12 protein-coding genes are annotated in these 12,493 nt (G+C 64.5%); 4 read left to right on the top strand and 8 right to left on the bottom strand.

The window, feature by feature from the left end; translation table 11 throughout:
* Positions 1–2: 2 nt before the first annotated feature.
* Positions 3–1,490 carry a DUF1846 domain-containing protein gene (locus H9627_RS04840; RefSeq protein WP_191732896.1) on the bottom strand — a complete coding sequence of 496 codons (1,488 nt, stop codon included), beginning with the start codon at positions 1,488–1,490 and terminating at the stop codon, positions 3–5.
* A 178-nt stretch (positions 1,491–1,668) separates the two neighbouring features.
* Positions 1,669–2,166 carry a Dps family protein gene (locus tag H9627_RS04845; RefSeq protein WP_191732897.1) on the bottom strand — a complete coding sequence of 166 codons (498 nt, stop codon included), beginning with the start codon at positions 2,164–2,166 and terminating at the stop codon, positions 1,669–1,671.
* Between the two features lie 161 nt (positions 2,167–2,327).
* Between H9627_RS04845 and H9627_RS04850 the strand changes: the two genes are divergently transcribed.
* Complete coding sequence (locus H9627_RS04850; RefSeq protein ID WP_191732898.1) at positions 2,328–3,149, top strand: Fpg/Nei family DNA glycosylase; 822 nt, start codon at positions 2,328–2,330, stop codon at positions 3,147–3,149.
* Positions 3,150–3,457: 308 nt separating this feature from the next.
* Positions 3,458–4,612 (top strand): RtcB family protein, encoded by a 1,155-nt coding sequence (locus H9627_RS04855; protein ID WP_191732899.1) that lies wholly within the window; start codon positions 3,458–3,460, stop codon positions 4,610–4,612.
* A 2-nt stretch (positions 4,613–4,614) separates the two neighbouring features.
* On the opposite strand, the gene H9627_RS04860 is transcribed toward H9627_RS04855, so the two are convergent.
* The 3 genes from H9627_RS04860 to H9627_RS04870 all read right to left on the bottom strand — a co-directional run bounded on the left by H9627_RS04860 (position 4,615) and on the right by H9627_RS04870 (position 7,415).
* Positions 4,615–5,418 carry a DeoR/GlpR family DNA-binding transcription regulator gene (locus tag H9627_RS04860; protein WP_191732900.1) on the bottom strand — a complete coding sequence of 268 codons (804 nt, stop codon included), beginning with the start codon at positions 5,416–5,418 and terminating at the stop codon, positions 4,615–4,617.
* A 495-nt stretch (positions 5,419–5,913) separates the two neighbouring features.
* Complete coding sequence (locus H9627_RS04865; RefSeq protein WP_191732901.1) at positions 5,914–6,408, bottom strand: methylated-DNA--[protein]-cysteine S-methyltransferase; 495 nt, start codon at positions 6,406–6,408, stop codon at positions 5,914–5,916.
* 5 nt (positions 6,409–6,413) lie between these two features.
* Positions 6,414–7,415, bottom strand: a complete 1,002-nt coding sequence (locus H9627_RS04870; protein WP_191732902.1) for a zinc-binding alcohol dehydrogenase family protein — start codon at positions 7,413–7,415, stop codon at positions 6,414–6,416.
* A 151-nt stretch (positions 7,416–7,566) separates the two neighbouring features.
* Here H9627_RS04870 and H9627_RS04875 point away from each other — a divergent pair, with 151 nt between their 5' ends.
* A complete protein-coding gene (locus tag H9627_RS04875; protein WP_191732903.1) occupies positions 7,567–8,745 on the top strand; it encodes an NAD(P)-dependent malic enzyme in 1,179 nt (392 codons plus the stop codon).
* On the opposite strand, the gene H9627_RS04880 is transcribed toward H9627_RS04875, so the two are convergent.
* Together H9627_RS04880 and H9627_RS04885 are read right to left on the bottom strand one after the other, a co-directional pair.
* On the bottom strand, positions 8,742–10,283 hold the full coding sequence (locus tag H9627_RS04880) for a gluconokinase (protein ID WP_191732904.1): 1,542 nt from the start codon (positions 10,281–10,283) through the stop codon (positions 8,742–8,744). The genes H9627_RS04875 and H9627_RS04880 overlap by 4 nt on opposite strands.
* A gap of 133 nt (positions 10,284–10,416) precedes the next feature.
* Entirely contained in the window at positions 10,417–10,992 is a 576-nt protein-coding gene (locus H9627_RS04885; RefSeq protein ID WP_191733198.1) for a VanZ family protein, read from the bottom strand.
* A 468-nt stretch (positions 10,993–11,460) separates the two neighbouring features.
* Between H9627_RS04885 and H9627_RS04890 the strand changes: the two genes are divergently transcribed.
* Positions 11,461–11,841 (top strand): hypothetical protein, encoded by a 381-nt coding sequence (locus H9627_RS04890; RefSeq protein ID WP_225213507.1) that lies wholly within the window; start codon positions 11,461–11,463, stop codon positions 11,839–11,841.
* Positions 11,842–11,905: 64 nt separating this feature from the next.
* Here the strand turns inward: H9627_RS04890 and H9627_RS04895 are convergent, their stop codons facing one another.
* Positions 11,906–12,484: a VanZ family protein gene (locus H9627_RS04895; protein ID WP_225213508.1), complete on the bottom strand. Its 579-nt coding sequence runs from the start codon at positions 12,482–12,484 to the stop codon at positions 11,906–11,908.
* Positions 12,485–12,493 lie beyond the last annotated feature (9 nt).

Consider the following 12,493-nt stretch of genomic DNA (forward strand, 5'->3'; position numbering starts at 1 on the left):
TGCTAGCGCTTGCGGTAGAGCGCCTTACGCTGGTACTTCGGCTCCGAGGTAACCAGCACTCCGAGGTTGCGGAAGATACCCTCATCCACCGATCCCAGGATCGTGGTGGTGTGGACATCGCAACCCCGGAGATTTTTCAATTCATCCAGTGCCCGGCGCGCATTGTCGGAGGTCGCCGCGGAGACCGACAGCGCGATGAGCACCTCATCGGTGTGCAGACGGGGATTGCGGGAGCCGAGGTGTTCGGTCTTGAGGGTCTGGATCGGTTCGATGGATTCCGGGGAGAGCAGATCCACCGACGGGTCGATGCCGGCGAGTTCCTTGAGGGCGTTGAGCAGCATTGCTGCGGAGCAGCCCAGGAGGGCGGAGGTCTTGCCGGTGACGATCCGGCCGTCGTCAAGCAGGATGGCCGAGGCCGGCGCACCGGTCTCGCTCTCGAGCTCGAGGGCGCGCGCCACCATGGTGCGGTCCTCCACCGAGCAGCCGGCCTTGCTCATGACGATGGCGATCCGCGAGGAGACGGTGTCGTCGAGTTCGTCGCGGCGCTCGTCGACAAGCGCCTTGAAGTAACGGCGCACGATCTCCTGGCGGGCGGCCTCGCGGCACACCTCGTCGTCGATGATGGCGCTGCCGACCAGGTTCACGCCCATGTCGGTGGGGGACTGGTAGGGGGAGGAGCCACTGAGCATCTCCAGCATGGTCTTCAGCAGCGGGAAGACCTCGACATCGCGGTTGTAGCTGGTGGCCTTCTCGCCGTAGGCGGTGAGGTGGAAGGGGTCGATGACATTGATGTCGTCGAGGTCCGCGGTGGCGGCCTCATAGGCAAGGTTGACCGGGTGCTCGAGCGGCAGGTCCCAGATGGGGAAGGTCTCGAACTTGGCATAGCCTGAGGAGATACCACGCTGGTGATCGCCGTAGATCTGGCTGAGGCAGGTCGCGAGCTTGCCGGAACCCGGGCCCGGCGCGGTGACCACCACGAGGTTGCGGGTGGTCTCCACGTACTCGTTGCGGCCGAACCCCTCCTCGCTGACGATCCGGCGGGCATCGGTGGGGTAGCCAGGGATCACACGGTGGCGGGCGACCTTGATGCCCAGGCGTTCCAGGCGCTGGATGAACTGGATGGCCTGGTAGTTGTCATCCTCCAGCTGGGTGAGCACGACATGTTCGGTGAGGAACCCGGCCTCGCGGAAGACATCGATCAGACGCAGGACATCATCCTCGTAGGAGATGTCGAGGTCCGCGCGGGTCTTGTTGCGCTGCAGGTCCTTGCCGTTGATGGTGACCAGGATCTCGAGCTCATCCTTGAGCTGCTCCAGCATGGCGATCTTGTTATCCGGGGTGAAACCGGGCAGTACCCGGGAGGCGTGCAGGTCGTCGAAGAGTTTGCCGCCCATCTCCAGATACAGCTTGCCACCGATCTGCTCGCGCCTCTCGTTGATGTGCTGCGACTGCATCCTGACGTAGAGGTCACGGTCGAATCCGGTGCGCATTGCGTCTACTCCCCAGTTGGATCTGCTTGTTATCTTGACGCCTCGACTCTACCCCTGAGCCCCTCAACACGGACATCCGCGCACGGGGTGCGCTCGGGACGCGCTCAGGGAGCATGACGACGACGAAACGCCGACCCCCTGGGGCGGGGATCGGCGTTGCCGGCGTTACGGGATGCGGTTACCGCGTGATGTCACCGGAACCGTCATCGAGGTGTGCACGCATGAACCACTGGAACTTCTCCAGTTCAGCGGCCTGGGCGATGTAGATGTCCTCGGTGACGGGGTCAACGTCGCCGGCCTGGGCGAGGGATTCGCGCAGACGCTCAAGCACCTGGACGTAGACCTTGTCCAGTGCGGCGAGGTGGTCCAGGGTGGTGCCGCGGTTCTTCTCGTATTCGAGGGGGGTGCGGTTGTCCACGTGGCCGGCCGGGGTGCCGATCGGCTCACCGCCGAGGGTGGAGATGCGCTCTGCGACCTCATCGGCGTAACCGCGGACGAGGTCGACCTGGGGGTCGATCATCTCGTGGACGGCGATGAAGTTAGGGCCGACAACGTTCCAGTGGACGTGCTTGAGGATGAGGTGGAGATCGTTGTAATCGGTGAGACGCTCCTGCAGTCCATCAATAAGCTGCTTGGCGTCGGTGTCATTGATTCCTGGGACTGTGTAGTTACTCATGACACCCATTATACTAAGAATTTATCAATTGTCACTGAATCTTAGCCTAAACTAATTAATCACAGGTGAAGCTGGATTCACTGGGACAGTATCCACCATCCGCATGTCCCCTCGTTCCCCTCATTTTCGCGGGGGCATCGGCACTGGATAGGGTGGAATCCATGCCTGAAGGACATGTTATCCACCGTCTCGCCGGGGAGCTCACCCAGAGGTTCGGGAACTCCGGCCGGGGGCCTGCGCTCGACATTACCTCCCCCCAGGGACGCTTCGCCAGGGAAGCGGCGATCGTGGACCAGAGCCGGCTGCTGCGCGCCGATGCCCACGGCAAGCATCTGTTCATTGACTTCGACGTGGATCACCCCGAGCACATCATCTACATCCACCTGGGTCTGATCGGCACCCTCCAGTTCGAACCGGTGGAGGAGACCCGCGGGCAGATCCGTCTGCACATCTCCGACGGTACGGTGGCCGCCAACCTGCGTGGCCCCCAGTGGTGTCGCCTCATCACCGATGAGGAACGCGATATCGCGATCGGCAAGCTCGGCGCCGACCCGATCCGTGACGATGCCGACCCGGAGCCCATCCGGTGCAAGGTGCAGCGCTCGGGCCGCAGCATCGGCTCCCTGCTCATGGATCAGAAACTCTTCGCCGGGGTGGGCAACATCTACCGCGCCGAGACCCTCTTCCGCCTGGGCATCTCACCGTTCACACCCGGACGCGAGATCACCGACGCGCAGTTCACCTCCATCTGGGCCGACCTGGTGGGCCTGATGAAGGAGGGGGTGACCGCCGGACGCATCGACACCGTGCGCCACGAACACACCCCGGAGGCCATGGGCCGCGCGCCACGCAAGGACGACCACGGCGGCGAGGTCTACACCTACCGCCGCACCGGCCAGCCGTGCTACCTGTGTGGCACCCCGATCCGGGATCAGGTGATGGAGGGCCGCAACCTCTTCTGGTGCCCGGAGTGCCAGCGGTAGGTGGCACCTGCTTATCGACGCCCAACCCCCGCCCCACCATTGCCCCACATGGTTTTCCATGCCATGATGGCGGTCACAGTTAGTTGGTGAGTTCTTTAGGGAGGATGGAGACACGATGCGTGCGTATCAGTTGCTTCAGCAATTACATCGGCACGTACCGTCCTGCCTCCCTGTGCGCCGGGAGTTGTTGTAAAAACCCCAGCGCCCCACGCCCCACCCCGAGGCCCCCGCAGGTACGTGCCAGATCAGCACCCACCCGCGGGGGCCTTTGTCTATCATGTTCCACCGAGAAAGGACCAGTGTCACCCATGACCACCGATGTCATCTCCTTCGCCTCCGTCCTGGAGGAGGCCGCACTCAACCAGGCGAAGGCCACCGCCACCATGCCGTTCATCTACCCGCATGTCGCCCTCATGCCCGATGCCCACTACGGGCTGGGGTCCTCGGTGGGCACCGTCTTCGGCACGAAGGGGGCGATCATCCCCGCGGCGGTCGGTGTGGACATCGGCTGCGGCATGATCGGCGTGCGCACCCAGTTCACCGCCTCCGATCTGGAGGGCCGCGATCTGACCCGGCTGCGGGATTCCCTCGAACGCGCCATCCCACTGTCCCCGGGTAATTACAACAAGGGCGCACTGGAGGATTCCGCCCTGGTGAAGATCGGGGAGCTGGAGGCACTCGCGGAGAAAAACGATGTGGATCTGTCCCACTCCCCGAAGTGGAAGCAGCAGCTGGGGTCCCTCGGTGGAGGCAACCACTTCATCGAACTGTGCCTGGATGAGGAGGACCGCGTCTGGATGTTCCTCCACTCCGGATCCCGCGGGGTGGGCAACAAGATCGCCCAGAAACACATCCGCATCGCCCGCGACGCCTGCGCCGGGGAGGACCTGCCCGACCGGGATCTGGCCTACCTCACCGAGGGCACCCGGGAGTTCAACGACTACCTGCGCGAACTGGAGTGGGCGCAGCGCTTCGCCTTCCTCAACCGCGAGGAGATGATGGACCGCTTCGCCGGGCAGCTGGGCCGGTTCGTGGGCACACCCGTCCGCGAGATCGAACGCATCAACTGCCACCACAACTACACGGTCGAGGAGGAGCACTACGGGGAGACCGTCTGGCTGACCCGCAAGGGCGCGGTGCTTGCCGACGAGGGCACCATGGCACTGATCCCCGGCTCCATGGGCACCGCCTCCTACGTGGTGGAGGGCAAGGGCAATAGGGAGGCCCTCCGGTCAGCCCCGCACGGTGCGGGCCGGCGCATGTCACGCACCCAGGCCAAGAAGACCTTCACCGCGAAGGATCTGGACAACCGGATGTCCGGCATCGTCTACCGCCCGGGCAAGGAGTGGATCGATGAGATCCCGGACGCCTACAAGGACATCGACCAGGTGATGGCCGATGCCACCGATCTGGTGAGCATCCGGCATAAACTGCGCCAGATCGTCAACGTCAAGGGCACCTAGGATCAGCGCACGGTGTGCAGCCGCACCCCGTTGTCGGTGCACCACTTCTGCAGGTCGGGGTTGACGGTGTCGGTGACGATGTCGTCGACACGCTCCAGACCCACGAGGTGGCAGAACCCCACCTGGCCCACCTTGCGGCCCTCGAGGGGGATGACCACGCGCCGGGCGGTCTCGATGGCGGCCCGCTTGATATCCGCCTCGGAGACATCGGTGACGTAACCGCCATCGGCGGTGACACCCACGACGCTGATGAAGGCGGTGTCGACAGTGAACTGGCGCAGTCCCATCATGGTGATCGGCCCGGTGACACATTGACCCAGCGGCCGGTACTGGCCACCGAGAAGGGTGTGCCGGATGCGGGGTTTCTCCGCGAGGATGGGGATCACCGGAATGGAGTGGGTGAGGATGTTGGCGGGCTGGTCCATGAGCTCGGCCATCCTGACGATGGTGGGCCCGGAGTCGAAGAACGCCGAGGAATCATCCTCGATCATGTCCAGGCAGTAGCGGGCGATCCCGTCCTTCGTCGCCTGCGGGGCGGCCGGCTGTGGTGTTGCCGGGGCGACGGGCTGGCCACCCACCTCAGGCACCGCACCCTCCACGGCGATGGCACCGCCGTGGGTGCGCTTCAACACCCCCTCCTTCTCCAGGATGGTGAGGTCCTTGCGCAGCGTGGGTTCGGACACCCCGAGAGGGTCCACCAGATCCACGACGCGGATGCTGCCACGCTCCTGCACGACCTTGGCGATGCGTGCGCGTCGTTCCTCCGCGGAGTCGGGTTTGGCTCCGTTCGCTGGCTGGGTGTTCATTCCTCAGACATTACCCAACCGCCTGCCCGCAGTCTCCGCGACCAACCCTGCCCCACCAGCGCAGGCCCATGATGAGGGGATCAACAGACCTCTAGAGCTTTCGAATGTGATCCGAAATCGAAACACCATACTTTCGAAACCGCTGGTGCCATTCGAGCCTTCGGTTTCGATATCGAAACACCTTTCGAAGCGCAATCGAAAGCGTCGATATGGTGACTTTCGGAAAGCACAGCTTCGTAATTACATTTGCGTAGTTCGAAAGCGAAGGAAGGGATGGAGGTATATGCACAGAAGGGGTTCCGATCGTCCATTCATGCAGCTTAAGACGTTTTCTCAGGCGAAGACGCGGGGTAGGTAACCGCAGGCTGTGCGGTTCACTATTCGAAAGAACCGCCGTTCCTTTCTGCACTTTCGAAACGAAAGGGTCAGATCCGCAGGTTTCGAAAGCTTCGTTCGCCCTTTCGTTTACTCAAGCCCAACACTTTCGATAAGCCCTCAGTTTCGAAAGTCAATGTTCTCCAAACGAAGCAGCAGTTCTTTCGCTTTCGTGCCACCCCGGTAACCTCCCAGGCCACCATCGGTGCGCAGAACACGGTGGCAGGGGGAGAAGATGGGGACGGGGTTGGTGGCGCAGGCGGAGCCGACCGCCCGCACGGCACCCGGGTTCCTCGCCATCACGGCCAATTCCTTATACGTGACGAAACTCCCGTAGGGGACGGTGGCCAACAGTCGTTGCACCCTGCCGTGGAATCCCACCTCTCCTTCGCCGGGCCGGGACAGCGGCACGGTGAAGGTCGTCCGTTCCCTGGCGAAGTACTGCTCGAGTTCCTCCACAGCCCGGTCGAGAATCGGGGTTCGTGCGGCGGTGGAACCCGCGGTGTGGCGGGTGTGGTCCTCGCCCGTGAATGCCAGATAGGTCAGGCCGGTGTCGTCGGCGACGAGCAGCAACTCACCGATGGGTGAGTCGACTCGGGTGTGATGGAGAGTCATAGTGTCTACACTTTCACGACAATCTTGCCGGTGGTGTGTCCCTCTTCGATGAGGCGGTGGCCCTCCATGAGGGACTCGGCGGTCAGGCCGGTAAGGACCCGGTCGGTGACTGAGCGGAGCTGTCCGCGGTCGACCATGTCGGCGATCTTGGTGAGGATCTGTCCCTGCATCTCCATGTCGGGGGTCTCGAACATGGCGCGGGTGAACATGAACTCCCAATGGACGGCGATGGATTTCTGTTTGAAGGTGCCGAGGTTGGGGTTGAGGGGATCGTCGATAAGCACCAGGTGCGACTGCGGTGACATGACCGCGGCGAGTTCCTCCTCGCGCCCGGTGGTCCAGGAGCTGAAGACGAAGTCCACCCCGCTGATCTGCTCCCGTAGATCGTGGTGGTGGTTGATGACATCGTGGGCGCCCATCTCGCGTACCCAGCGGGTGGATTCCGGGCGTGAGGCGGTGGCCACCACCCGCAGGTTGGTCAGGGCCCGGGCCAGCTGGATGAGGGCAGAGGGCACGCCTCCGGCCCCACCCAGCACCAGGAGGGTGCCGGTGGTGGACTGGGTGACCGGCAGACGGTCGAACAGGGCCTCCCAGGCGGTGAGGCAGACCAGGGGCAGGGCGGCGGCGTGGGTGGCATCCACGCTGCCCGGCGCGTGACCGACGAGACGCTCATCGACGAGGTGGAACCGGGCGTTGGTGCCCTGGCGCTGGTTGGATCCGGCGTAGAACACGGTGTCACCGGGGCGGAAGAGGGATACCTCGGAGCCGACCGCGACGACGGTTCCGGCGGCGTCATACCCCAGGATCTTCGGGGTGTCCTGCTTGCCGACCCGCATGCGCACCTTGGTGTCCACCGGGTTGATGGACACCGCGGTGATCTCCACCAGCAGGTCACGGGGTCCCGGGTCGGGGCGGGGAACTTCTACGTCGATGAGGAAATCCGGGTGGTCGGCGGGCAGGGAGTCAACGAGGCCAACCGCTGGCATGGTGTGGGGAAGTTCAGTCATATAGCAAATGCTAATCAGGTTATGTCTGTTTCGGGGTGTGAACTATCCCCATGCCACAGGCCGTGCTGGGAACCGCTGGTTGTGCGCCGACCTGGTTAGACTCGGATGAGATCAGTATTATTTCCCGTCCCTCCCACACAGGTGAACCCCCATGACCTCCAGCACCCCAGCCAGCGCATTCCATCTCGACCGTGAGGAGATCTTCGCGGCCCACGAGGGTGGCAAGCTGTCCATCACCTCCACACGTCCACTGGCCGATATGCATGATCTGTCCCTGGCCTACACCCCCGGTGTGGCAGTGGTGTGCGAGGCCATCGCCGCCGATCAGGCGGTGGCGCGCACCCATACCGGGCGGGGCCGGACCGTGGCGATCATCTCGGATGGCACCGCGGTGCTGGGCCTGGGCAATATCGGCCCCGAGGCGGCCCTGCCTGTCATGGAGGGCAAGGCCCAGCTGTTCAGTTCGTTCGCCGGCCTCAACGCCATCCCGATCGTCCTGGATGTCCACGGTGTGGATGAACTGGTGGACACCATCGCCGCCATGGCACCGTCCTTCGGGGCCATCAACCTGGAGGACATCTCCGCGCCCCGCTGCTTCGAGGTGGAGCGCCGGCTCATCGAACGCCTGGATATCCCGGTGATGCACGATGATCAGCACGGTACCGCGGTGGTGATCCTGGCGGCCCTGCGCAACTCCCTGCGGCTGCTGGACCGTCAGATCGGGGAGACCAGGATCGTTGTCTCCGGTGCAGGTGCCGCGGGTGTGGCCGCGGTGGAGATGCTCCGTGGGGCCGGTGCCCGGGATATCGTCGTGCTGGATTCCCGGGGTGTCATCCACGCCGGGCGGGAGGACCTCAACCCGGTCAAGCAGGCACTCGCCACCACCACCAACCCCCGCGGAGTCACCGGCGGGGTGGTCGAAGCCCTGACCGGGGCGGATGTCTACATCGGGGTCTCCGGTGGCCATGTCACCGAGAAGGCCCTGCAGCTCATGGCTGACCGGCCCATCCTGTTCAGTCTGGCCAACCCCTCACCGGAGATCGATCCGGAGCTGGCGGGCCGGTACGGGGCGATCGTGGCCACCGGGCGCAGTGATCTGCCGAACCAGATCAACAATGTGCTGGCCTTCCCGGGTATCTTCCACGGGGCACTCGCCGCGCAGGCCCGGTCGATCACTCCGGCCATGAGACTGGCGGCCTCGCAGGCGATTGCGGATATCGCCGCCGGGAACCTCGATGTGGGCCATGTGGTGCCCTCTCCGCTGGATCCCCGGGTGGCCCCCGCGGTCAGCGCGGCGGTGCAGGCCGCGGCGGAGGCTGAGGGAGCCTAACTGGTGCTGTCCGCGCCGATGAGGGTGGCGTAGAGCTCATCGAAGGTGCGGCGCGCCGCCACATAGTGCTCCGCGTACCGGGGTTCCAGCGGCTCACCCAGTGGGGGAGTCGCGCGGGTGCCGCCGGGGTCGATGATCTCCAGGGCGATCAGAGTGGTGCCGCGCAGGGTGGCGCGTTTCATCTCCAGCGGGATGACGGGGGTGTCCAGGGCGTCGCAAAGCAACTGCAACCAGGTGGGGTGATCGGTGGTGACCCGACCTGAGGCGATGACCCGCTCGGGTGCCGCGCCGGCACCGGTCATCTCCGCCCACACGCGCTGATACGACAACGCCAGCGCCTCGAACACCCCGCGCCACATCTGCTCCGGCCCGGTCTGGTCGGTGACGTTGGTGAACACCGCGGTGGCATCACTGGCCCACCCCGTGGACCGCTCCCCGGAGAAGAACGGCAGGACCGACGGCGTCGCCTCCAACGGCGGGCCGGCGAGCACCCGGGGGAGGTTCTCCACCGGCGCGACGGTGCGCTCCAGCCACCCGACGGCGCGACCCACATCATTGAGGGCACCGCCGACGATGCACTGACCACGCGACAGGCGGTAGCACCACAGCCCCGACGGGATGTGCTCAGGTACCTGCGGCAGGATCACCCGCATCGCCCCGGAGGTGGCGGCAGCCACGGCGACGGTGCTCGCGTCCAGCGCGCCGGGACCGACATTGGAGGACCAACCATCCGCGATGGCGTGGAACCACGGCACATGGGCCAGCGCTGCGTGCTCCTCCGAGCTGAGCCTGACCGGTGTGGCGGGCTGATCCGGATCACACACCGGCGAGAGGAGATCCGGAGTGACACCGATGTGCTCGAGGATGGGCAGATCCAGCTGCCCGGTGTGTGCGTCGAGGATGCCGCTCCACGCCGCCACCGAGGTGGAGATGCCCCGGATGCAGGCGAGTTTGAGGTAGACGTACTCACCGATCGTCATCACGCTGCGGGCCCGTGCGAACAGCTGCGGGTGGTCCTCCTTCAACCACAGCAGACGCGCCGGGTGATAGGAGGTGTGCAGGCGCACGCCGGTGCGCTGGTGGTAGTCGGCCTCATCGATCTGCCGGCGCAACCGGTCCACGAAGGGTGCGCACCGGCTGTCTGCGTAGGTGATGCACGGGGTCACGGCGTTGTCGTGCTCATCGACGAGGATGAGCGAGGAGGCGAAGGAATCCAGGATCACGCCCCCGATCTGCTCGGTGAGATCCTTGGCTGCCGCAAACGCCAGCAGGTTGTCGATCACCTCGCGGACCTCATCCACCACCTGGTCGGCATCGATGGTGGACGCACCCTCCTCCCCGGTGGTGAACACGTGGGACACGCGCTGCTTGGATCCCTTGATGGGTCGGCCGCTGCTGTCGTAGAGCCCGCCGCGTGAGGCCGTGGATCCTATGTCCAGTCCCACCACATAGGGGCCGGTGGCCTCCGACAGTGGAATCGACATGGTGGGGATGGCGGGTTTGGCGGGTTTGGTGGGGTCGGCGGGGTTGCTTCCCATGGCGCACCTTCTTCTGATCCTGAGGGGTGTGTGACCCGGTGTATGACCCGGCGCGCGACCCCGCAGGTGGGGGATCACAGCATCCGGATCGGTGGTGTGGAGAGTGTCGGGGGTTTCGAGAATGTCGAGGGTGTCAGATCACCGACACCGTGTGTTCCTCCCAGGATATCCCGTAGATATCCACCACCTTGTCCGGATCCCCCAGACGCGGACCTGCAGCCACCAGCACGGCGAAGACCACCCCGAGCAGCAGCGCCCACCACACCCACACCCGGTGCATCCGGGGGCCGGCGAGTTTCGCGATCACCGCACCCGTCAACGCCCCCAGGGTGTTGAAGATGAGATCATCGATATCGCTGTAACCGAGGGCGAACACATACTGACAGATCTCAATGGCCAGACTGAACAGCGCACCGGCCAGCACCACCCTGGCCACCGTGTTCCTGCGCCGGGACCCACGTCGGGAGTTGCGCAGCAGCACATAAAGCAACACCCCGAAGGGCACGAAGAAGGCGAAGTTGCCCCCGTAGCCGAACAGTGGGGCGAACCAGGTGCCCGTCTCCGCGTACTCATTGAAGGGCACCAGTTCCAGGGACCGGTTGCGGTGGGCGTCGGTGCGCCACAGCAACCCGATGACGAAGAAGGCCTTCAGCATGGTCAGTGACACCATCACCGCCGAGTAGACCACCAGGGCCAGCAACACGAGCATCTGCGGTGGGCGGCGTCGCGCGCGTGGGCGACCGGGGGAGCGGGTGCGCGAGCGGGGCCCTGCCCGGGTTCCCGTGTCCTCAGCCGTCTCCGCACCAGCTGCGGTGGATGATTTCTTCTGTGTTTTTCCCATTCCGCGGATGGTAGTGGACAATCCCCGGGTCCACCGGGGTTCCCACGGGGTGGATCTTGTGGTGGCATCCTCGCACGGACAATCCCCGGGTCCACCGGGGTTCCATCGTCGCTGCGCCCCGCGAGGCACTTCGAGATGGACCCCGGGGTGCGACTCAGGGGTCGCCGGAAGGTTCTTGATGGAGGGCCAATGGAGAACCCTGCGGAGGACCCGGTGCAGGGGTTTTCCGTGCCCGCATTTAAAGATCCATATCAGGGCCGCATGTGGCGTTTGCACGTAGAGTTTCTCCCTAGAAGCCCAGACAAGCCCTTACCAACAGCCCCACTCAGGAGAATGATGTCCACGAACTCCACGGATCACCCCGGTGTCAGCAGCACCGGTGACTCCGGCGGGTTCGGTGGATTCGGTAACCCCGGAGGTTCCACCCTGACCAAGGTGCTCATCTTCATCATCCAGCCTCTGGTGGTCGTGGGTGGTCTGCTGTGTTTCGCCGGTGCTGTTAACGGCATCTTCGACGTCCTGGAACAGTTGCCGGAAGCCAACAGGGGGATAGTGGATGCGGACTGGATCAGACATGAGTTGGAGATCGTGCTGGTCTATCTCATCGGGATGGCGCTGTTGTGGGGTGTTTCGCTGACCATCCAGATCTACAGCCGGTATCTCCGCCTGTCCGTGGGTTCTCCACGACACCGCGGCGATGACGAGCCCACCCCCTGATAACGACGACACCGCAGGAAACTGAATGTTTCCTGCGGTGTTATTCCTATCCAGCCGGGTTAGGTTACGGGTTGGTGGCCACCATCACCCCGAGCACAACCAGGAAGCCCGCGGTGAGTGCCAGCGACAACCAGGGCACAGCCCGGCGCGGGGTCACTGCCGCGATGGTGGCACCGATGGCACCACCGATGGTGTTGAACAGCAGGTCATCCACATCGCTGTAGCCAACCGCGAAGACCCACTGGAGGCATTCGATGGCCAGGCTGGTCAGCGCGGAGAACACCACCACCTCCACCCACGGGAAGCGGCTGCGACGGGCGCGCAGGACGGCGTACAGGAAAAAGCCGAGGGGCAGGAACAGGGCGATATTGCCGAAGGTGTTCACCCACGGTCCCCACCAGATGGGTGCGTCCTGGAAGCCGTTGAACAGCACCAGGTCCAGCGAGCGCTGGTCGTGGGCGGTGGTGTCCCACAGGCCGCCGAGGGAGAGCCTGTTCTTCAGCAGGGTCAGCACCATCAGCAGCACGGCGTAGATCCCGAAGGCCACGGGAACCACCGGTGACAGGGTCCGTCTGCGCGTGTGGTCACCCTGGCTCGTCAGGTTCCCGACGGCGTCGGGCTCACGGGTTTTGAGTGAAGTCATGCGAAACCA

The sequence above is a fragment of the Corynebacterium gallinarum genome (assembly GCF_014837045.1).
Taxonomy (GTDB): domain Bacteria; phylum Actinomycetota; class Actinomycetes; order Mycobacteriales; family Mycobacteriaceae; genus Corynebacterium; species Corynebacterium gallinarum.